Here is a 22895-nt window from a genome sequence, read left to right as displayed (position 1 = left end):
TTAATAAAGTAAAGTAAGTAGAATAAAGTTTCTTTGATTGTTTCTCACAACAATGTGCTTCATAAAAAACACAAACCACGCCAATTATTGGCTATTGAATGAAAAAAGTCGAAAAATGAGTTTTTTAGTTTAATTAAATCTTGTTAAAGTGCAATTTGATATCTTTTTGTAGTTCTTTTAAGTAATCAGTAGTATATTTTAATCTACTTCCATACCACGAAAACAACTCGCCATCGACTACTCTAATGTAGGCATTTGGCAATAGTCTAGCAAATTCTTGAATATGTTTTTCTTTAAATGGATAAGGTTCGGAAGAAAGTAAAATGATTTGAGGGTTCAATTTTTTGATTTTTTCTGCATCAATAATAGGATAACGTTTTTCATCAGTACTATTTTCTAAATTAGTTCTTTGCAAAATATCATCAATAAAAGTATCTTTTCCTGCTACCATAAAAGGGTTTTTCCAAATAAAATAAAGCGTTTTGTGATTTTCAGTAGTTAGAGTTTTTAGTTCTTGAAAATCTTGATTCAATTTGTAAACGAAACTTTTAGCTTCTTTTTGTTTTTGTACTAATTTTCCTACTTCCAAAATCATTTCTAAAGAAGAACTCAAATCAGTTATATCACTTATCCAAACGGAAAATTTACTTTCTAACTCTTCAATTCCTTCTTTATAATTTTCTTCTTTATTGGCAATAATCAAATCAGGATTCAATTCAATGATTTTATTAATATCAAAATCTTTTGTTCCTCCTACTTTCGTTATTTTCTTGATTTTTTCTTTTGGATGAATACAGTATTTCGTAACTCCGACTACATTTTGTCCTACTCCCAAATCAAAAAGTAGTTCTGTTTGAGAAGGAACAAGAGAAATAATTCGTTTTGGAAACTCTTTTACGTCTATTTTTCTGTTTAATTGGTCGGTATAAATTGGCATTTTTTTGTTTTTTGATTGATTTGATAAAATACAATGTATTTTGTAGGGCAAAGGCTTGCCTTTGACAGTTAAGATAATGATTTTTTATTCAGAAAAATAAGAATACAGTCAAAGGCAAGCCTTTTGACCTACTAATTATGAAATATTACTATCTTGTTTCCGTTCCTTTAACAAAAACTATTTCAATCCGATTCGAATATGAAAATCAATAAATTCTATTTTTTGCCTGTATTATCAATAATTTTGATTTTCAAAGTTAGTTCTATTTTCGCTCAAGATTCCAAACTCCCACCTATTTTGCAGCATCCAGATTCTGTGCATATCGAATCTATTGATGTTTTAAATTCGGAGAGTAGAGAAACAAATTTATCGGTTACACCAGACGGAAAATATTTGTTTTTTATGAGTATCAGAGGTGGACAAAGTTGGTCTATACGGTCTGGAATGTACAAGGACAAACCACGTTTTGATGGAGATATTTATTTTTCTAAAAAAGATTCAACTGGAAATTGGACAGCAGCACAAAACCTAAAAGGTATCAATAGTTCTTCAGGAGAAGACGAGCCTTTTGTTAGTCAAGATGGACAACAAGTAGTTTTTCAATCGTGGCGAAGAAACTGGATAGCAGAAGGAGGTCCTTACTATAAAGCTAAAGCAAAAGGCAATTCTTGGACAAACATGAGAGGATTAGGACAAGGAATAAATATTTTTTTTAGAAAAGGATTTTCAAAATATGGAGGCTATGCGACAGATGGAATGAGTGTTTCTTCTGATTTTTCTACGTTTATTGTGGCTGCTGGTGCTGATTATAATGGAGATATGGATTTGTATTGGAGTAAAAAAGATTCTACTGGAAAATGGTCAGTTTGTACAGAAATGCCTATTTCTACGCCAAAAAATGAACGTTCGGTATTTTTGGCTGCTGATAATAAAACGGTTTATTTTGCTTCTGATGGTTATGGTGGTTTTGGAGGACTTGATATTTTTAAGGCTTTGCTTGATGAAAATGGCAATGCGATTGAGATTTTTAATATTGGTGCGCCCTTCAATACCAATAAAGATGATTATGGTTTTGTTTTGACGGCTTCTGGGGAGGCTGCCTATTTTGTGAGAGAAGGCGATATTTTTTATGCTGATTTAATCAATGCTTCGCCCAAGCTAAAACCTTCGCCTACGTTGCTTTTGGAAGGAAATATTGTTGGCTGTGATGGAAATCCGATTGATGCAAAAGTGAGTTTGTACGATGAAAATGACAAAGAAATTAGTGTTAGTTTTACCAATGCAAGAAATAAAGGCGAATATGTTTTGCTAGTTTCTAATCCTCCAAAAACTAAAAAGTCATACAAACAAATCATCGAAACTGAAAAAGGATTTGACCAAGAACCCTATTATGAAACTAAAAAAATAGAAATTCCACAGGTAAAAAAATATACAAAACTAGAATTAGGTAAAACGCAAATAAATGATTGTAAAGAAGAAACAGAAACAAGCAAAATTACAGATATAGAAAATGTTTATTTCGATTTTGATTCAAACAAATTAGACCAAAATTCTATTCAAGTTTTAGAAAATCTTATTAAATTATTCAATCAAGATAATTCAGATTCTAACAAAAAAATAATTCTTACAGGTCATACCGACTCAAAGGGAAGTGATAATTACAATGAAATTTTATCTCAAAAACGACTTTTATCTGTTCAAAATTTCTTAGAAAGTAAAGGAATTGACAAATCTAAAATCAAAATTACTCCAAAAGGCGAAAAAAATCCTACACAAACCAACGCTACAGAGAACGGACGTAGCAAAAACAGACGTGTGGAAATTTCTATTCAATAAAATAATTAAAAATAGCTATGAAAATCAAAGTTTTGGTTCTGTTTTCTGTTCTCTTTTGGGGAATTGGGTTTGAGGGGTTTGGGCAATTTCCAAAATCTCATAGAGGGTTACAATCTCCAAAAATAAATGCTGATACAGTTACACTATCTTTAAAAGAAAGAATAAAAATTCTTAATAAAAAATGTGAAAAAGTTTGGGTGTCTGAAGACTTTCACGCAAATATAAATAAAACAGTAATTAATGCTTGTTATACTTACAAACTTATAATAACTGATACTTTAGAAGACGGAACATTTGGAGGTTATTCTAAATATCAGACTTCTGAAGTCAAAAATTGGATTTTTATCAAAGCAGAAAAAAGTAAAGAAATTGAATATATTATTCAACCATTTGCTTATGGTTCTACATCAGAAATGCTTACTACGATTTGGCAGAGAAATGAAGAAGGAGAGTTTAAAGTAATGAAATCGTGGTGGGGAGAAATGACAGAAATTCATTTTAGAAAAGGAAAATTAAGTGTAAAAGTAATGCAATATGGTTGTTGTGCGAATGATTTTTTGTGTGAAGAAGTTTATGACTATGAAAATGAAGAATTTATAAGAAAAAGTCAAATGTGTTATTTGGATAGAATGGAAATCCCTAAAAAAACAGAAAGAAAAGGTTTTATACAAACAACTGATAGTCTTTCTCTTTTTACATATTCAAATTTAGATACAGCCTTGAGGGTTATAAGCTATAGAGATGCTTCTCCTAGACAAAAAAAATTAAATGAGTTGGAAAAAGGAGCTTACGCATGTATAAAACCAAATCAAAAAGGAGAAGTGTTTTTTTATAAAAAAGAAGAAAATATATATTGGTACTTTGTTGTTTTTAATCCTAAATCTATTGAAAGAAGAATGTCAGATACTTGGATTGCTTTTGAAAAAGATGAAATTCATCTAGCAGGCTGGATAAAATCAAAAACTCCTTTAAAAATTGAATCTGAATAATTATCAAAAAAAGTCATTCGCATTTATCATAAAAATCATATAAATCACTCGCCAATCAGTTACAACATTTCAAATTATACAAAAAATGCAGTCAGACCCACTACAAAAGCCGTAATAAATCTAATGATAGAAAAGAAATATCTAAAGTAGCAGGTTGGATAAAATCAAAAACTCCTCTAAAAATTGAATAGTTGTTCAGTTTTGAGTAGGTAAAAAAAGGTTATTTATCCTCTCCAAAGAATATTTATATGGGCAATTAATTTTTCAAACTGTTTAGTCGTAAAATTAAATACAAAATAAATAGAATAAACCACAAGAAAGGCAAGATAAGCTCCAAAAACAATATCAGAAAAATAATGAAGTGTAGTAGCTACTCTAGCAATAGCCACAGCACACGCATAAAACAACAAAATCGGACACAAAGAAGGATATAACAAACCTATTGAAAGAGCCATACAAAATGCACTACTTGTATGACCAGACGGAAAACTCTCACAATATTGACAATCTCCAAAAAAAGTGTAAATATCTTTATCTATGATAGAAAATGGAGGACTTCTACCAAAAAAACGTTTTAATAAAGATGTCAAAATCTGACAAACCATATCAGATATGAGTAAGAAGGAGAAATTAAAAATGTATTTCTTACGAAATAAAATTATAGATATAATAAACAAAGACATGTAAACTGGAATAGCATTTATTTCAAAACCTCTCCCAATAATTTCAAATGTGTTAATGATTACACTTCCTTTAAAAGAATGAAGAAAAATTGTCAAAGGTTTGTCTAAGAAGAATATAAATAGGCTACAAGTGAGCAGAACTCCTAGAGAGATTAGAAGAAATAGTTTAAGTTTTTTCATAATTTACAATATAAAGCAAAAAACCTAAGAATTTCTATAAATAGAGTTCTTAGGTTTTTAGTATTTCTAAAATAGAAACAAAAAGCTATATTGTTAAGCTAAAGTATGTAGGAGTTAGATTACTTAACTTCTACTTCAGCACCAGCTTCTTGAAGTTTCTTAGCCATATCATCAGCTTCAGCTTTAGATGCGCCTTCTTTGATTGCTTTAGGAGCAGTATCAACTAATTCTTTCGCTTCTTTCAAGCCAAGACCTGTAAGCTCACGAACTAATTTTACAACTGCTAATTTAGATCCACCAGCAGCTTTCAATACTACGTCGAATTCTGTTTGTTCTTCTGCTTCATCAGCAGCAGCAGCAGGACCTGCCATCATTACAGCACCACCACCAGCAGGTTCGATGTTATAATCTTCTTTCAAAATGTCTGCAAGCTCGTTAGCTTCTTTTACTGTAAGACCAACAAGTTGTTCTGCGATTGCTTTCAAATCTGCCATTATATTAACTATTTAATAAGGTTCGTAAATAAATAAGTCTTAGAAAAATAAAGACTTAATGAATATAAAAAGGTTGAATAAATCGGTTTAATCTATTTTGAAATGAAATTTAAACTTGCTTTATTCGGTTAAAAAAGAAATACAACTTGGAAGCAGTATTTTGAATTAAATAATCAGAGCATTTAAGTAGTTTCTTCCTTAGTTGCCATTTTGTATAAAAAATATACAACTACTCGCTTTGATTATAAATTATAGTGTCGTTTTTATAGAGATTTGTTGTAAAATTTCTACAAATCAGTTGGTTATTACTCGCCTTTTTCAGCAATTCCTTTAACCATCGCTGCAATACGACCACCACCACTAAGAATAGCAGCAGTAACTGTACGAGCAGGAGATTGAAGAAGCATAATAACTTCGCCCAATACTTCATCTTTAGATTTGATTTCACTTAACATTTCTAGTTGGTTTTCACCAATGAAAAGTGCTGTTTCTACTGATGCAGCTTTAAATTTAGGTTTTTCTGATTTGTTCTTTTTACGAAAATCTTTAATGATTTGCGCTGGAAGTTTTGCAGTTTCAGGAGAGAACATGATAGCAGAGAAGCCTTTCAAAGCTCCTTTTTCTACTAATGGTTCGAAGTCTCCTTCAATTTGCTCTAATGCTTTACGAATAAGTGTATTTTTAGCTACACGGTATTCTATGCCTTTCTCAAAACACGCACGACGAAGTGCATTTGTTTGAGCAACACTCATTCCAGAAGAATCAGTTACATAGAAATTCGCTGAATTAGAAAACTTCTCCACCAAATCCTTAACTACTTGTGTTTTTTGATCACGATTCATAGTATTATTGAGTTTTGTGGTGGAATAAATTATAGACCTTTGATAGACGATTTGTCAATCTTTACAGATGGACTCATTGTTGTCGAAAGGTGAACACTTTTCATATAAGTACCTTTTGCAGTTGCAGGTTTCAAACGAATAAGCGTAGAAAGAAGTTCTGTAGCATTTTCTTTGATTTGCTGTGCTGTAAAAGAAGATTTTCCGATACTTGTATGAATAATACCCGTTTTATCAACACGGAAGTCAATTTTACCAGCCTTTACGTCTGTAACTGCTTTAGCTACATCCATTGTAACAGTACCAGCTTTTGGATTTGGCATAAGACCACGAGGTCCTAATACTCTACCCAAACGACCGACTTTCGCCATTACAGTTGGCATTGTAATAATAACATCCATATCTGTCCAGCCACCTTCAATTTTAGCGATATAATCGTCTAAACCTACCATGTCAGCACCAGCTTCTTTGGCTTCGGCTTCTTTGTCTGGAGTAACAAGGGCAAGTACACGTACCTGCTTACCTGTACCGTGAGGAAGAGTAACCACACCACGAACCATTTGGTCTGCTTTACGTGGATCTACACCCAAGCGCACATCGATATCAACAGAAGCATCAAATTTAGCTAAGTTAATCTCTTTTACAAGTTCACTTGCTTTTTCTAATACATATTCTGCTTGTGCATCGTATTTTGCAAGGGCTTCCTTACGTTTTTTAGTTAATTTTGCCATAACATTTTTGTAGTCAAACGATCAAATTTAATTAATCTCCTACGTTTAATTTTGTGAATAAAAATATTCTTTTCCTCTACCACTTGTAATTTTAAAAAATTATTCAGCAGTTTCCCAAGGAGCTTTTCCAGTAACGTTCAGACCCATACTTCTAGCTGTACCAGCTACCATTTTCATAGCAGAATGTACAGTAAAGGCATTTAAGTCTGGCATTTTCGTTTCGGCAATAGTTTGGATTTGATCCCAAGATACTTTACCTACTTTTTCACGATTTGGAACGCCTGATCCTTTTTTCACTTTTGAAGCCTCAATTAAGAGAGCCGCAGCAGGAGGAGTTTTGATGATAAAGTCAAAAGAACGGTCGCCAAAGACTGTAATCTCTACTGGCAATGTCTGTCCCATACGGTCTTGAGTAAGAGCGTTAAAACGCTTACAAAATTCCATGATATTGACACCTTTTGCACCAAGAGCAGGACCTACTGGAGGAGCTGGATTGGCTTGACCACCTTTTACTATGACTTTAAGTTTAGCACTTATTTCCTTTGCCATGATTGTGAAACGGTTGTTGTGATGTAATTATTGAATTATTTAAAATAAACTAGCCATCTTAAATAACTTCAAGTAACTACTTTACAGATTACTAACAAATGCTACAATACTGATAATTTAGTTTGTTAAAAGTTTGGGAGATAATCGTGGAAGCTTCATATCTAAAAACTATAATTTTAACTACTAAATTTTTTGGAGACAAACCTATAAGCAAGTTGTAGCTCTTAGTTTATAGATTTATATTTTCATTTTTGAAAGTTTACTTTCCAATCTTTCAAAATTATTTTCTTCTAATCTGACTAGTAGATGATATTACTCTTCTTTTTGTACTTGAGAATAATTCAGTTCTACTGGTGTACTTCTACCAAAAATCTTAACAATTACGCTAAGTTTCTTTTTATCTTCTTGGTTTTCTTCGATAGTACCACTAAAACCAGCAAAAGGACCTTCCATTACCTTAATAGACTCTCCTACCATAAACTGAGTATCATCTCTGACTTCATCTTGGTCGGCAGCTTCTACTTTTCCTAATATACGAGCTACTTCGGAATCTCTCATCGGAAGGGGCTTATCTGTTAGAGGTTGTCCATCTACTCTTAAAAATCCAATCACACTTGGAAGATTGATAAGTTGGTGGATAAGTTCTCCACTATTTGGCGAATCTAAATCTACATGTACGAGGACATAACCAGGTAAATAATTACGTTCAACAGCTACTTTTTTGGTTTTTCCATCTTTCGATTTACGAATTTGGAATACCTTTTCAGTAGGGTTGATAATTTGACCAAAATATTCTTGTAGATTATTGATAACTATATCTTTTTCAAGATATTCTTTCACGCTGCGTTCTTTTCCAGAAACAACACGCAAAATGTACCATTTGAGTTCGCCCATAATTTTGTTAGGAGTGAGTTGTAAGTTGTTGGTAATTTTTTTTAGTGTAATTCCTATTTACTTAGAATGACTTATAAACCTCGCCTAAACCAAATTGGAAGGCTTGATCCATTGCAAAAACGATAAGTGCAAAGATAAGCGATGCAACAAGTACGACTACAGAAGTCTGTTGAAGACTTTTAAATGAAGACCAAGTTACATGTTCGGTCATCTCATCACGAGATTCTTGCAAAAATTCTATTACTTTTTTCATACTGAGTATAATTTGTCTTATCGGTAAGTTTAGTCTTTAGCTTTTTAAAGCTATTTTTTAGACTGTGTCTTTGAACTTGTTTTTTTGTTAGAGTAAAAAAAACTCTAAAAAAAGTGAGTTTGATAGATTTTACATTCATTAAGAATGTGCTATCAAACTCACTATTTTGTAAGTATTTAGAAAAAATTAATTAATTTAGCCTAAATCAGATTACATATTATTATTGCACGAGCGGAGGGGCTCGAACCCGCGGCCTGCGGTTTTGGAGACCGCTGCTCTACCAACTGAGCTACACTCGTGTGTTTTAGTTATCTTTAATGAAGTGCAAAATTACAATTTATTTTTGAATTAACAAATTTATTTTAAAAAAATGAATGCTAATTTATTATAAATCCAAAAGTATTTTTTTTGGAGCTAATTTTAACTAGGCTGGTATTATTAGATTGACTTTGTAACTTAAAACTTAATTTTAATAAAAAAGCCTAGATAACAAGTATCTAGGCTTTTTATATAATTATGGAGAGGAATTAATTAACGTCCCACCATAATTTTGTAGTTAAGGCATCTGCTCCTTGTGAAGATACAGCTGCTTTATAATTTTCGCCATTTGAAGACTGCTCATTGATAGGATAAATGATGCGATTTGGAACATTTCCATCTCCTTCTAAAGCACCATCTGCTGGTGATTGAAGGATACCAAAATCAAGACGACGATATTCTGTCCACGCCTCAAGACCTTGCATATAAAGAGATATCCATTTTTGTTTTCCTATAATTACGTTCCACTCTTGCCCACTAGCTTTCAGTGCAGCATAGTTTACAGTCGGTTGAGCAATATAAGAAGTTATATCTTGGTCAGATAGACTTCCACTGCTCCAATAGTTCATAGAAGCTGTAATACCTGCATTATAGTATTCTGCAGCCGAACCAGAAGAAATAAAACCTCTTGCTACCCCTTCTGCTAACAAGAATTGTACTTCTGAATAAGTCATAAGTATTCCTGGAGCAGTAGCTTGTAAAACTTGAGCAGATGGTTGAGAAATATCTTGATCAGCAGTATTTGCTGCATCACTTTCTGATAGTCCATAAACTTCTCCTACATATTTTACATTTAGAGGGTCACTAGGATCACTAGATAATGTAGGAGCAGCATAAAGAGGCAGTCTTGGATCATTTAAATCTAATAACTGTTCTACAAATATATTGCTCATAGCGAAGTCTCCACGAGTCTTACGATCCTCATTTAAAGGGTTGTTATTTGGAGCAGCAGAAAGATAGCTAAATAGTGCATTATCATTATTGCTTTGAAAAACTCCTGCAGAAACAGCTGATGAAACAGTTTGTTGAGCAAGTGTTGGAGCTACATCAGCAATTCTCATTCCTACCTTTAGCTTCAAAGAGTTAGCAAACAAAAGCCATTTGCTCATATCTCCATTATATATAACATCACCTAATACTCTAGTTCCTCCTGTATTAATAGAAGAAATAGCATCATTTAAGTCATTGATAATTCCGTTATATACTTCTTCTTGTGAGTCATATTTTGGATACAAAAATTCATCAGGATTACCTGCTTGAGAGTAAGGAATTGCTCCCCAAGTATCAGTAATGATTTGATACATATAAGCACGTGTAATCTTAGCTACTGCAATTTGGTTTTCTGTTGCTCCAAATCCTACATAAGCATCAGGGTTTTCTGTATTCAAACGAATAATTTCGTTCAAGTCAGCTATAACATCTGCATAGTAAAAAGACCACAGGTTATTACTAACTGCTTCACGAAAGGCATAACGACTCTCATTAGAATATTGATTAGAAGACCAAAATTGAGAAAGTTGCATTCCTCTTCTACCATTTGCCCATTCGTCCCAAATATTATCTGTTAATTCTTTTTGTGCTGATGTAAGCAAAAAAGAAGGAAACGCTGTACTAGGCTCATCAGGATCTATATTTACATCGTCTGGTGGATTACAACCAAACATAAAAGTAGCTAAAGATGCTGCTACTAGAGTATGCTTATATTTTTTTATTATGTTTATCATTTTAAATACGAATTTTATAGTTTTAACAAAAATGGTTTAGAAAGAAAGGTTCAAGTTGAATCCCCAGCTACGTTCGCCTGGTAATCCACCACCTTCAAAACCTTGAACGTTACGAGAACTTACACCATCTTGAGGGTCAATATGAGGAGCGTTACGGAATAGAATAGCTACATTTCTAGCTACAAAAGATAAAGAAGCTCTTTGGAATGGAGTCTTACTAATAAATGAAGTAGGAAGTGTATAACCAAACTGAATCTCACGAAGTTTGATATAACTTGCATCAAAAACATTTAGAGAAGCACGACCACGACTATAGTAATCTGTACCCCAACGTTGAGCATCAATCACTGTTGTGTTTGCAGTACCATCAGAGATAGGGTATCCATCTTCGTTTACTCCTGTTTGTACTACAGCATCAATTACTACACCGTCTTCACGCATAGAACCTTCGGCAGTTTCTTCCAATACACCACTATAATGACCAAACATGTTAGTAACTGAATATACACTACCACCCATTTGTCCATCAACTAAAACACTAAGTCTAAAGTTTTTGTATGCAAATGTATTGTTGATACCACCTGTCCAGTCAGCCATAATTGAAGGACCAACTCCAGATGTAGGTTCTTGTACATAACGACCATTTGTATCTACAATATAACTCCCATCAGTATGTGTAGCAAGGGTAGGACCTACAAATACTCCATATGCTTCTCCTTCACGAGCTTCTAAGAAAACACCAAATAGTGAAGCCAAACGAAGTGTAGTTACACCTTCAGCAAGTTCAACAACTTCATTTCTATTTCTAGCCCAGTTAAGTGTTGCATCCCAAGTAAATCCATTTGTGTTTAACACTTTTAAGTTCAACATAGCTTCTATACCTTTATTAGCTACTGAACCAGCATTAACAACAGTTCTTGTATAACCTGTAGTTGGAGAAACAGGAACACCAAAAATTTGATCTTTTGTTACAGAGTTGTAATATGTTACATCAAGACCAACTCTATTTCTGAAAAGGTTTACTGTTGCTCCAATTTCCCAAGCATCAGTTCTTTCTGGACGTAAGTTAGGATTGTTTCTCTCATCAGGAACAGTCATATTTCCATTGCTACCAAAGTTTTGATTTACTTCATAAGTAGTTAAGATACGATAAGGATCTGTATCATTACCTACCTGTCCGTATCCTGCACGTAACTTACCAAAAGAAAGCCAATCTGTCTTTAATTTCTCAGAGAAAATAAAGCTACCTGTAACAGAAGGATAGAAATAAGAATTATTACCATCTGGAAGTGTAGAAGACCAGTCATTTCTACCTGTAACATCTATATAGAAAGTAGATTGGTAACCAAATGAAGCACTAGCAAATAAAGAGTTTACTATTTTTCTGCTACCATCATCAAATATTTCTGGAGTACCAGCAGAGTTTCCAACATTAAAGTAATTAGGAACATTCAAGCCATCTTGTGTACCTGCAAAATTACGTTTGTAATTTCTCACACGACTATTAGCACCTACCATAGCAACTAAACTTAAATCTTCTGTAAGATTACGATTAGCATTCAAGATAAAGTCATAGTTATTATCTGTTACAGTACGTACATCTTCTTTATAATAAGGTATTTCTACAGAACCAATTGCTTGTCTTTCTGCTCTACGGTCTGTATAAGTATCAACCAAAGCACGCCCAGTAGCACTTAACCAAGGTAAGATCTGATAAGTAACTGCTGCATTACCATAAATTCTATCTCTTTGATCTTCTGAATAGTTTTCATAAACTGTCCAGTAAGGATTATCAAAATAGTTAGGAGAAGCATCTTCTGCACTTGTTCTGTTCCAAGTGATTTGAGAACCATCACTAGCAATATAATTATTACGTAAACGATCTGAATCTAATTGACGTTGATACCATTGGTTAAACATAGACATTATACCTACACCATATCCTGTTTGAGGACGACCTTTGCCTCTTTGATTCACATAGTTGATTCCTATTGTTGTACTAAGTTTGTCAGAAAGTTGTGATGATCCATTAAAACTAAGTGTATTACGCTTAATTTCTGAACCTGGGAAAGTACCTTGCTGATCAACATTTGTATAAGATAATCTAAAAGTAGCTTTTTCATTACCTCCTGCAAGAGCTAAACTGTTGCTAAACATTGTTCCTCTTTCAAAGAAGTTTTTTAAGTTATCAGGACTTGCTACCAAAGGACGAGCTTTTCCAAAGTTTTCTGTATCTTCTGGATTGAAACTATCCCAGTGACGAGCTGTAATAGAGCCATCTAAAGGAAGTCCCCAGCTACCATCAAGTCCATAATTAAGAATAGCATTTCCACTATCATCTGTTACAAGATTTCCATCTGAGTCTCTCAGACCAGCAGCACCATACTTATTTTGATAGTTAGGTAATACATATACATCTTGAAACTGAACACCTGTGTTAAAAGTAACTCCTACACCTTTGCGTTTTGCTCCTTTTTTTGTTGTAATAAGAATTACACCATTTTGACCACGAGAACCGTATAAAGCACTTGCAACAGCACCTTTCAATACGTTTACAGACTCAATGTCATTTGGATTGATGTCTTGAGCAGAGTTACCGTAGTCAATACCTCCACCACCACTTGCTTGGCTTCCAGCACTTGCAGTACCTTCATCAGTAGCAAAGTTAGAGTTGTCAATAGGAACACCATCTACAACAAATAAAGGTTGATTGTTGCCTGTAATAGAGCTATTGCCTCTAATAACAACACGAGAAGAACCTCCAATAGAGTTAGAGCCTGTGATTTGAACACCAGCAATTTTACCATTTAAAGAGTTAACTACGTTCATTTCTCTAGCTTGAACTAAGTTATCTCCTTTTATTTCTTGTGTTGCATAACCTAAAGATTGTTTTTCTCTAGAAACACCAAATGCAGTAACTACTACTTCTGTAAGTTCAGAAGATTCAGCTAGAGTTACATCAATTGTTGTACGGTTATCTATCGTTACTTCTTGTGAGGCATAACCTACAAAACGAAAGACAAGTACATCATTTCCTTCAGGTACAGTAATAGAGTATTTACCCTCTAAATCAGTTGTTGTACCTGTGTTCGTTCCTTTTACCTGTACAGTTGCGCCAGGTAAACCACCTTGAGCTTCGTCTATTACTGTACCAGTAATTGTTCGCTGTGCCCAAGCTGAACCGATCAGCATAAGACTCATTAGCGTACTTAGTAATAATTTTCTCTTCATGAGATTAGTTAATGTTAGTTTAAATAAACAATTAATCAGAATTAAATTTTCGGAAGGTTGCTTTATAGCAAAATTGTTAAGGCAATATAACGAGAATGTTACATTAAAACAATTTTTCTAAATAAACGTTAAACCAAGTTTTGACAAATTCTGATGTTTCCTTATAAATTTTAAGGAAAAAATAAAAAGCATTACTATTAAAATAATAAGTGATTAAATAGCTTATTATTATTTAAAATAGTTTTTTTTGAGTTTTTTGCAAAATAATTAGATGGTTGTTAAATAAATAAACCAAATAAAAAAATGTATAAGACCTCAAATGCAGTTTTCTATCTTGCCATAAAAGTATATCATATCTCTTAATAATCCAAAATAAATGCTAATAAATTATCAATTTGTATAGCTAATTTATAATGAATTTAAAATAGAGTGCTAATAGTAATGCTTTTAGATTTTATCTTGAAAATAATTAAGTAAAATGTAGAAATTATTCAATTTAGCTGTTTAGATTAATTACTTTGAGCCACAAAATTTTAAAATGACTGTTCCATTAAACTCATTTAATTTTGTAATTTTGAGGTTTAGATATTTCTTACCTTTATTTAATTTATTCCATGGTTCATCTAGATAGTTATTATTTCAATAAAAAGTGTGTATTAGTTCGTGTAGATTTTAATGTTCCTTTAAAAGAGGAAAATGGTGGTTTTATAATTACAGATGATACTCGTTTGAAGGCTGCACTCCCTACGCTCAAAAAAATACTAAAAGATGGAGGCAAAATTGTTTTGATGTCGCATTTGGGCAGACCCAAAAATGAAGGAGAAAACGAACAAGAAGGAAAAGGAGAAAACAAATTTTCTTTAAAGCATATTGTAGGGTATTTGAAAGAACACTTAAATACAGAAGTGAAATTTATAGAGGATATTGTGAGTGATAAAGCATTAGAGGAATCTAAAACACTCAAAGAAGGAGAAGTTCTTTTATTAGAAAATGTTCGTTTTTATAAAGCTGAAACCAAAACAGACAATGAAAACCATACAGAGTTTGCCAAAAAACTAGCTCGTTATGGTGATGTGTATGTAAATGATGCTTTTGGAACAGCTCATAGAAAACATGCCTCAACAGCAACAGTAGCCGAATTTTTTGATAAAAAAGATAGAGTTTGTGGCTACGTAATGGAGCAAGAATTAGAGAATGCCAAAAAAGTATTGGGAAACCCAGAACGTCCTTTTGTAGCCATTATGGGAGGCGCAAAAATTTCTGATAAAATAATGGTTATTGAAAAGCTGTTGGATAAAGTAGATTCTCTTATTATAGGAGGAGGAATGGCATACACATTTTTTAAGGCAGAGGGAGGAAAAATAGGAAGTTCTTTGGTAGAAGAAGACAAATTAGAACTAGCTAGTGAGCTTTTGAAGAAAGCAGAAGAAAAAGGTGTGAAAATTTATTTGCCAAAAGACTCTATTGCAGCCGATAAGTTTGATAATAATGCTAACACAAAGCTGGTAAATAATACAGAGATTCCTGAAGGATTTATGGGATTAGATATTGGAAAAGAAGCTCAAGAAGAGTTTAGTAATGTTTTGAAAAATGCCAAAACGATTATGTGGAATGGTCCTATGGGAGTTTTTGAAATGTCAAATTTTGCAGAGGGCACAAAGAAAATTGCAGAAACTGTCGTAGAAGCAACCCAAAATGGAGCATATTCACTTATTGGTGGTGGAGATTCGGCAGCAGCTATCAATCAAATGAATGCTGGTAATAAAGTTTCTTATGTTTCGACAGGTGGTGGTGCGCTTTTGGAATATTTGGAAGGTAAAGAATTACCTAGTGTTACAGCTTTGGAAGGATAATTTTTATTAGAGAATTACGACCTGCCAAAGCAGTGAAGCTAATTACGAACTGAAAGACAACGTAAGTCAATTACGAATTTTTTCAGATAAAAAACCTATTTTATGCAAGACTCTAAGTATTTTCATAAGAAAATCTTGGGGTCTTTGTTTTTATAAATTTTCTGTTTGATTTGAGTTTCATTATCTTTAGAAGTAAAAATTTACTCTAATCTACCACACATTCAAACTCATATAATTATGAAAACCATGCAACAATGGCTTGACAAATATGGAGAAAGCCATCAAAATCACACCAACAAACTCATTCATTGGATTTGTGTTCCAACTATTTTTTTTAGTGTTTTGGGCTTGCTTTGGAGTATTCCACACCAGTTTTTAGTAGATTTATTTCCTTTTATGGGCAATTTTGCCAATTTTGCGACTATTTTTTGTATTGCTTGTTCTATTTTTTATCTGCGTCTTTCTATTCCTATTTTTTTAGGAATGATTGGAATTGCTATTGTTTACCTCTCAATTTGTAATTGGATAGATATCAATTTCTCTACTCCTCTATGGATTATTTCGCTTATTATTTTTGTAGTGGCTTGGATAGGACAATTTATTGGACACAAAATTGAAGGCGAAAAACCTTCTTTTATTGATGATTTGAAATTCCTTTTGATTGGTCCTGCGTGGCTTCTTTCTTTTGTTTTTAGTAAATTAGGAATTAAATACTAACAATATATTTTAACCACAGAGGTTGAGGAGAAAAGAGGGAATACATTTTTAGAAACAATTTCATTGAAAACTAACTTAGAACATTACCTTCAAAATAGGCTGAATAAACGCAAAGAAGATAATAATTTGCGTTCTCTAATCTTACCAAACCCAAATAACATCGATTTTTTTTCGAATGATTATTTGGGTTTGGCTTGTAATGAAGAATTACAAAATTCTATTTTAAAAGAATATAAAACTCAAAGTAATCGTTTCAAAACTTCTCGCAATGGCTCAACGGGTTCTAGGCTTTTGTCTGGACATAATGAGTATTTTGAAGAAGTAGAAACAGAACTTGCTCATTTTTTTAAGGCAGAAAAAGCTCTCTTTTTTGGTTCGGGTTATCATGCAAATGTAGCTTTACTTTCTTCTATTCTGACACGAAATGATGTGATTTTGTATGATAATTTGGTTCATGCTTCTCTAAAAGAAGGATATAGATTGAGTAATGCAAATCATTTTTCATTCAAACATAACGACTTAGAAGATTTAGAAAAGAAGATTTTACGTATAAAAGCATCTCAAACAAATGAACATCAAACTATTTTAGTGGTGGTAGAATCAGTTTATTCGATGGATGGAGATATTGCACCTTTACAAAAGCTGGTAGAAATTTGTGAAAAACATGAAGCAAATTTAGTGGTCGATGAAGCACATAGCACAGGAGTTTTTGGAGAAAATGGAAACGGACTTGTAGTAGAATTAGGATTAGAAAAACGAGTTTTTGCTAGAATAAATACGTTTGGAAAAGGTTTTGGAACACAGGGAGCTGTTATTTTGGGCAGTCAAACACTTATAAATTATCTCATAAACTTCGCTTTACCTTTTATTTATACAACTGCGCCACCACTTTTTCAGTTAGTTTCTGTCAAAAAAGCAATGGATTTTCTTCAAATTAATCAAAAAGAATTAAATCATAAATTACATCAAAATATAGAATTATTTGTTTCTCAAAGTGAAAGGTTTTTAGATAATTATTCTATTTCAAAAACACCTATTCAGATTATCCCCATAAAAGGAAATGAAGACTGCCAAAAAGTAGCTTTAGAATTACAAAAAGAAGGTTTTGAAGTTCGTGCTATTAAAAGTCCGACTGTAAAAAAAGGAGACGAACGGTTACGAGTTTGTTTGCATAGTTTTAATACAGAAAATGAGATTTTGAGGTTTTTGGAAATACTTCAGAGTATTGGACGAGGCAAATAAATGGGCATAAGAATTAGTCATTTGTCATTTCTAAATTTTGTAATAAATATTTTAATTCCGAAAAAGGAGCTGTATCATTATTTTCCCACTTCATTTTATTTTTCATTCTTTTTTTGACTGCTTCAATACTTTGTTCTTTATGAGCTAATAAAGTATTTTGAGTGTATTTTTGAGTTGAAAAATCTGTAACAGTATAATACATCCAAACATTTATTATTAATTCTAAATCAGACGGACTGAGTTCTTTTTTTTCTAAAATGTATAATGATTGCTTCAAAGAATCTAAATTATGTGGAGAATCAGTAGATTCTTGAAATTCATTATATTGATTGAAAATTCTACTTATTGTTTCTATTGGTTCAGAAATCTCTAATTTATTCTCTTCTAAAATATTTTTGTTAATTCTTCTAGAGCATAATGTAGTAAAATAATTACGATCAATATCTAATTCATAAAATTGATCTCCTTTTTTAGGATACTTGAAATGATTATCACGTATATAGAGTTTTATTGTATCGTTATTTTTTAAGTATATGGTAAGAAATTTATGAGCTAGTGTTTTACCACTCAAGGGTTTCGCAGAGTTTATTTTTTGCACTAAAAAGATTACCTCATTTGAATCTAGGATAAAATTTTTGTCAGATCCTTTTGTACAATTAAGTACCATTTCTTTAATATTTTTCTGATCAATCACTAAATGTGAAGATGTTTCTTTTTTTGAATCAGTACAAGAAATTAAGAGTAGTATGAATAGTAGCAAGAAGTATTTCATTGATTCTAAGGTATATTATTGTGATTCTATAATTATCAGAACAACCACAAACATAAAAAAACTCCTCCAAAATTCAAACGAACTTTAGAGGAGTTAATTTTTATATAATTTAAGCTAGATTACTTTTTTTCAGAATCTACTTCTTCATAATCTACATCTGTTACGTCTTCTGCATTTGCGCTAGAAGGTTCTTGTGAAGCATCAGTTTGCTGTCCTGCTGCACCACCTGTTGGGTCTTCAGGGTTTCCACCTGCATTAGCATACATTTCTTGCGAAGCTGCACCCCAAGCACCTTCAAGCGTTTCTAAAGCAACTTTGATTTTGGCTACATCTTTTTCTGCGTGAGAAGTACGTAAATCTTTCAATGCTGATTCGATAGCTGTTTTGTTTGCTTCTGAAAGTTTCTCTCCGTATTCTTTGAGTTGTTTTTCAGTTTGGAAAACCATTGAGTCAGCTTTATTAATTGTTTCAATGTTTTCTTTTGCTTCTTTATCTGCACCTTCATTAGCAGCAGCTTCTTGACGCATTTTTTCGATTTCTGCATCTGTAAGACCAGAAGAAGCCTCAATACGGATTTTTTGCTCTTTTCCACTTGCCATATCTTTTGCAGATACATTAAGTAGTCCATTTGCATCAATATCAAAAGTAACTTCTACTTGTGGAATACCACGAGGTGCTGGAGGAATACCATCTAAGTGGAAACGACCAATCGTTTTGTTGTCTTTTGCCATTGCACGCTCTCCTTGTAAAACGTGGATTTCTACTGACGGCTGATTGTCTGCTGCTGTAGAGAATACCTGTGATTTACGAGTAGGAATAGTTGTATTTGATTCTATAAGTTTTGTCATTACGCCACCCATAGTTTCGATTCCTAGTGAAAGAGGAGTTACGTCTAATAATAAAACGTCTTTTACTTCTCCTGTCAAAACTCCACCTTGAATAGCTGCACCAAGTGCTACTACTTCGTCAGGATTTACTCCTTTTGATGGTTTTTTGCCAAAGAATTTCTCTACTTCTTCTTGGATTCTAGGGATACGAGTAGAACCACCTACTAAGATTACATCATCAATATCAGAAGCCGAAATACCTGCATCTTTCAATGCTTCTTTACAAGGCTCTAATGTTCTTTTTACTAAATCGTCAGTCAGTTGCTCAAATTTTGCTCTTGAAAGTGTCGTAACTAAGTGTTTAGGAACGCCATCAATCGGCATGATATAAGGCAAGTTGATTTCTGTTTGTGTAGAACTAGAAAGTTCAATTTTTGCACGTTCTGCTGCTTCTTTCAAACGTTGTAAAGCCATTGGGTCTTTACGTAAATCTACATTGTAGTCGCCTTCAAACTGGTCTGCTAACCAACCGATAAGAACTTGGTCAAAATCATCTCCACCTAAGTGCGTATCTCCGTTTGTTGATTTTACTTCAAAAACGCCATCGCCTAACTCTAAGATAGAAATATCAAAAGTACCACCACCTAAGTCAAAAACTGCGACAGTCATGTCTTTATCTTTTTTGTCAAGACCATAAGCTAAAGCTGCTGCTGTTGGTTCGTTGATAATACGACGAACTTTCAAACCTGCAATCTCGCCAGCTTCTTTTGTTGCTTGACGTTGAGCATCGTTGAAATAAGCAGGAACAGTAATTACTGCTTCTGAAACCGTTGTACCCAAATAATCTTCTGCTGTTGATTTCATTTTCTGAAGAACCATAGCCGAAATTTCTTGTGGCGTATATTCACGGTCATCAATTTTTACACGAGGTGTATTATTTGCACCTTTTACTACTTTATAAGCAACATATTTCATTTCTTTTTCTACTTGAGAAAAGCTATCTCCCATAAAACGCTTAATAGAAGCAATCGTTTTTTCTGGATTTGTGATAGCCTGACGTTTTGCAGAATCGCCTATTTTACGCTCTCCGTTTTCTAAAAATGCTACGATTGAAGGTGTAGTACGTTTTCCTTCGCTATTTGTGATTACTACTGGCTCATTGCCTTCCATTACAGATACACATGAGTTTGTTGTTCCTAAGTCAATACCAATAATTTTTCCCATATCTATTTTAAGTCTTTTTTGATTTAAGTATATTAAAAAATGGAGTGATTTCCTTTAATTATAAAAAAGAGTGTTGAATTTTTATTTGATTCAATTCTCTGTTTTTCATTTGTATGACAAGTATTTTACAATAGATATACCAACCTTTAAAAACCGAAGAAAATGATAATTTAGGAAAAAGAATGACAAGAAAAATGACAAATTGACAGTTTGAATAATGAAATCAAAATTATGATTCTTAAAATCAGACAGTTAGGCTTTTTTTGTTTGGAGTTTATATGACAGAAAAAAAACTTAAAACTCAAATCGATAATTTATTTTAAAAGAAATTCCCCAATTAGTGCGTGAAATTTGGTCATTGAAATTATCATTCAAAACTAAATAAATATATGACAACGGCTTGTATTCCCATTGCAAACGACTGTTTACATTAAAGTTATTGAGTTGAGTATTATATTGTACATAATTTGTCCAGTTAAGGCGATTACTAAAAAATATCTCTCCTGTAAATTGAGCCAAATGAAATGACTTATCTCCTAATTCATTCAAATCAAGATGATTAATTTCATAATCTGCCTGAATTTTGGCAAAAGGCAGTATTCTGTATGTTGAGTTGAAATAATAACGAGTTCGTGTTCCATTATAATAGTTTCCGTGTTGTAAGCCTGTTCTAAATGATATTTTTTTATTGAATGGAGAATTATATCCTACACGAATAGAAGCAAAACTATAACTATCTGGGTTAATATAATTTTCATTTTGTAAAGGGTCAAAGGCATATTTCAAATTTATATAAGAGTGGTCAAAAGTAATGAATGCCGAAGATGTATTTTGAAAAAATATAGCATGATTAGTAGAAGTAGAAGATTGGGTAAGAACTCCATTTTCATCAAAATAAGAAGTATTATTTACTCTCAAATAACGTATGTTCTGAACTATTTCGTTGTTTTTAGGAAAAGCTGATAATGAAATAGAGCCATCTGTACTTGTATAACCTTCTCTAAAAGTAGATTGAGTAAGAGCATCATAATTATACAAACGAGGAACAAAGCCAATATCAGTAAGATAATTTTTTTCAACTTTCGAAACAGAAATATTTCCTCCTATCTTTTTTGTAGTATAATTTACTCCAAGGTTATAAAAGTGATTTTTTTTATCGACTTCTGTTGTAAAACTCTTGCCAAAATTAGCCAAACTTGTCCATTTGTTATTTTTAGACTTATAATTTAGGTTTAGTCCTGTTACTCTATTAAAATTGCCTTTCTGTTGTTTATTTAATAAAAAACCTGTTGCTGCAAACAAATTTGAAAGTTGTTGCTGAACGACTACTGCGCCATAATTTTCAGCACTTACATCTTCTGTATTATCAGTCTGAACATCTAAAATGCCTATTCTTGTTTTGGGGGTTATGTTTCCTGATAGTTTCAACCCAAATTGAATATCATTGGCTGCCCCTATGCGACGTGAATAAAAAGGATTGACCTGCTCTGTTCCCAAATTGGCAAACAAATCACTGTTTTCTAAGAAAAAGTTTCTTCTTTCTGGAAAATTGACAGCAAAACGAGTAAGATTTGTTACTTGCTGGTCGACATCAATTTGTGAAAAATCAGGATTAATTGTAGCATCCAAACGCAAAGAAGAAGTAATGCTGTATTGTGCATCCAAACTAGGATTGACTTTAGAGTCGGTAGAGTTATCTAAACTGTTTTTTTGATAATTGTAGGTAACTGATGGGGTAACAATAAACTTTGAAGGACTTACATTAGGCAATTTTTCAATCGTAAACTTGGCAGTAGTTCGCAAATCATATTGAATATAATTACGGGACATATCAGTAAAAGACATCCAGTTGTTGGGCATCATATCTCTCATCACGAAATTTATTCCCCATTCAGAGTTAGACGAATTGTAACCCAGTGCCTTCAATGGAATTTCAAATTCATACGTTCTTTTCTTGCCTTCTACTCTAACTTTAGATTTCCAAATAGCATTCCAGCTTGTATTGAGTGAGTAATCATTTCCATCAAAACTAATCAAGGCATCTAGTTGTGCGTTGCTACTATTTGCTCCAAATAAATAACCATTGTTTTTTTTATTAGAAACATCTATAATTAGTTCAAAATTATCACTCTCTACAATAACTCCATCATAATCATCACGCTTTAGTGAACTTATGATAGCTTTTTCTCGCTCTCCAATGTAGGAAGCAGATATATAAAGGTTTACTCCGTTATGGAATAGCTTTATTTCAGTAGGGTTTTTGGCTATTCCAATATCATCTGGGAAAAAATTATGAAAGTTATTGTAAGTAGAAAGCTTCTGCCAGACTTTCTCATCTAACTTTCCATCAATTTTTATAGTTTCTTCTATAAAAGGAATGGAAGGATTTTGGGCAAAACAATAATTAAGAGCATTCAGAAGAAGTAGTACAGTAATAAGTAGTTTATGGATTTTCATAATACATTTTTTTGATACATTAATTATTTTGTATCGTAAATGTAAATATGGATTCAATACTATTTTAAAGAGAAATACAGATAGTAGTTTTTAGTGGACTAATAGTCAAAAACTGTTTTGTATTCATTTTTTGAGTATTCATATA

At 32.6% G+C, this 22895-nt stretch carries 18 protein-coding genes and 1 tRNA gene; 5 read left to right on the top strand and 14 right to left on the bottom strand.

The features are described 5' to 3' along the window. Nucleotides 1-133: 133 nt before the first annotated feature. Nucleotides 134-937, bottom strand: coding sequence for an ABC transporter substrate-binding protein (locus ACE193_RS10245; protein WP_375562878.1), 804 nt, complete (start codon nucleotides 935-937; stop codon nucleotides 134-136). 198 nt (nucleotides 938-1135) lie between these two features. Here ACE193_RS10245 and ACE193_RS10240 point away from each other — a divergent pair, with 198 nt between their 5' ends. Together ACE193_RS10240 and ACE193_RS10235 are read left to right on the top strand one after the other, a co-directional pair. Continuing rightward, a complete protein-coding gene (locus ACE193_RS10240; RefSeq protein WP_375562877.1) occupies nucleotides 1136-2773 on the top strand; it encodes an OmpA family protein in 1638 nt (545 codons plus the stop codon). Between the two features lie 17 nt (nucleotides 2774-2790). After that, on the top strand, nucleotides 2791-3762 hold the full coding sequence (locus ACE193_RS10235) for a hypothetical protein (protein ID WP_375562876.1): 972 nt from the start codon (nucleotides 2791-2793) through the stop codon (nucleotides 3760-3762). Nucleotides 3763-3986: 224 nt separating this feature from the next. On the opposite strand, the gene ACE193_RS10230 is transcribed toward ACE193_RS10235, so the two are convergent. The 10 genes from ACE193_RS10230 to ACE193_RS10185 all read right to left on the bottom strand — a co-directional run bounded on the left by ACE193_RS10230 (nucleotide 3987) and on the right by ACE193_RS10185 (nucleotide 13658). Continuing rightward, the gene (locus ACE193_RS10230) at nucleotides 3987-4625 is read right to left on the bottom strand and encodes a phosphatase PAP2 family protein (RefSeq protein ID WP_375562875.1); all 639 of its coding nucleotides are present in this window, start codon (nucleotides 4623-4625) and stop codon (nucleotides 3987-3989) included. Nucleotides 4626-4744: 119 nt separating this feature from the next. Beyond that, on the bottom strand, nucleotides 4745-5119 hold the full coding sequence (gene rplL, locus ACE193_RS10225) for a 50S ribosomal protein L7/L12 (protein WP_375562874.1): 375 nt from the start codon (nucleotides 5117-5119) through the stop codon (nucleotides 4745-4747). A 305-nt stretch (nucleotides 5120-5424) separates the two neighbouring features. Beyond that, complete coding sequence (gene rplJ / locus ACE193_RS10220) at nucleotides 5425-5961, bottom strand: 50S ribosomal protein L10 (protein WP_375562873.1); 537 nt, start codon at nucleotides 5959-5961, stop codon at nucleotides 5425-5427. Nucleotides 5962-5990: 29 nt separating this feature from the next. Further along, nucleotides 5991-6689: a 50S ribosomal protein L1 gene (rplA, locus tag ACE193_RS10215; protein WP_375562872.1), complete on the bottom strand. Its 699-nt coding sequence runs from the start codon at nucleotides 6687-6689 to the stop codon at nucleotides 5991-5993. Between the two features lie 99 nt (nucleotides 6690-6788). Continuing rightward, the gene (rplK, locus tag ACE193_RS10210) at nucleotides 6789-7238 is read right to left on the bottom strand and encodes a 50S ribosomal protein L11 (RefSeq protein WP_375562871.1); all 450 of its coding nucleotides are present in this window, start codon (nucleotides 7236-7238) and stop codon (nucleotides 6789-6791) included. A gap of 312 nt (nucleotides 7239-7550) precedes the next feature. Next, nucleotides 7551-8132, bottom strand: coding sequence for a transcription termination/antitermination protein NusG (gene nusG, locus ACE193_RS10205; protein ID WP_375562870.1), 582 nt, complete (start codon nucleotides 8130-8132; stop codon nucleotides 7551-7553). Between the two features lie 61 nt (nucleotides 8133-8193). Next, nucleotides 8194-8364, bottom strand: a complete 171-nt coding sequence (gene secE / locus ACE193_RS10200) for a preprotein translocase subunit SecE (protein WP_375562869.1) — start codon at nucleotides 8362-8364, stop codon at nucleotides 8194-8196. A 247-nt stretch (nucleotides 8365-8611) separates the two neighbouring features. Continuing rightward, nucleotides 8612-8684 (bottom strand) — tRNA-Trp (locus ACE193_RS10195). A gap of 228 nt (nucleotides 8685-8912) precedes the next feature. Then, the gene (locus ACE193_RS10190) at nucleotides 8913-10427 is read right to left on the bottom strand and encodes a SusD/RagB family nutrient-binding outer membrane lipoprotein (protein WP_375562868.1); all 1515 of its coding nucleotides are present in this window, start codon (nucleotides 10425-10427) and stop codon (nucleotides 8913-8915) included. Nucleotides 10428-10463: 36 nt separating this feature from the next. Beyond that, nucleotides 10464-13658 carry a SusC/RagA family TonB-linked outer membrane protein gene (locus ACE193_RS10185; RefSeq protein ID WP_375562867.1) on the bottom strand — a complete coding sequence of 1065 codons (3195 nt, stop codon included), beginning with the start codon at nucleotides 13656-13658 and terminating at the stop codon, nucleotides 10464-10466. 614 nt (nucleotides 13659-14272) lie between these two features. On the opposite strand from ACE193_RS10185, the gene ACE193_RS10180 reads away from it, so the two are divergent. The 3 genes from ACE193_RS10180 (at nucleotide 14273) to ACE193_RS10170 (ending at nucleotide 17470) form a co-directional block, all read left to right on the top strand. Continuing rightward, the gene (locus ACE193_RS10180) at nucleotides 14273-15511 is read left to right on the top strand and encodes a phosphoglycerate kinase (RefSeq protein WP_375562866.1); all 1239 of its coding nucleotides are present in this window, start codon (nucleotides 14273-14275) and stop codon (nucleotides 15509-15511) included. A 237-nt stretch (nucleotides 15512-15748) separates the two neighbouring features. Continuing rightward, the gene (locus ACE193_RS10175; RefSeq protein WP_375562865.1) at nucleotides 15749-16228 is read left to right on the top strand and encodes a DUF962 domain-containing protein; all 480 of its coding nucleotides are present in this window, start codon (nucleotides 15749-15751) and stop codon (nucleotides 16226-16228) included. 63 nt (nucleotides 16229-16291) lie between these two features. After that, nucleotides 16292-17470 (top strand): aminotransferase class I/II-fold pyridoxal phosphate-dependent enzyme, encoded by a 1179-nt coding sequence (locus ACE193_RS10170; RefSeq protein WP_375562864.1) that lies wholly within the window; start codon nucleotides 16292-16294, stop codon nucleotides 17468-17470. 13 nt (nucleotides 17471-17483) lie between these two features. On the opposite strand, the gene ACE193_RS10165 is transcribed toward ACE193_RS10170, so the two are convergent. From ACE193_RS10165 to ACE193_RS10155, 3 genes are all read right to left on the bottom strand, one after another. Beyond that, a complete protein-coding gene (locus ACE193_RS10165) occupies nucleotides 17484-18164 on the bottom strand; it encodes a hypothetical protein (RefSeq protein ID WP_375562863.1) in 681 nt (226 codons plus the stop codon). A gap of 197 nt (nucleotides 18165-18361) precedes the next feature. Beyond that, nucleotides 18362-20293 carry a molecular chaperone DnaK gene (gene dnaK / locus ACE193_RS10160; protein WP_375562862.1) on the bottom strand — a complete coding sequence of 644 codons (1932 nt, stop codon included), beginning with the start codon at nucleotides 20291-20293 and terminating at the stop codon, nucleotides 18362-18364. 294 nt (nucleotides 20294-20587) lie between these two features. Continuing rightward, nucleotides 20588-22750: a DUF5916 domain-containing protein gene (locus ACE193_RS10155; protein ID WP_375562861.1), complete on the bottom strand. Its 2163-nt coding sequence runs from the start codon at nucleotides 22748-22750 to the stop codon at nucleotides 20588-20590. Between the last annotated feature and the right edge of the window lie 145 nt (nucleotides 22751-22895).

The organism is Bernardetia aquimarina (assembly GCF_042180575.1).
Lineage (GTDB): Bacteria > Bacteroidota > Bacteroidia > Cytophagales > Bernardetiaceae > Bernardetia.
This window is presented reverse-complemented; position numbering and strand designations above follow the sequence as displayed.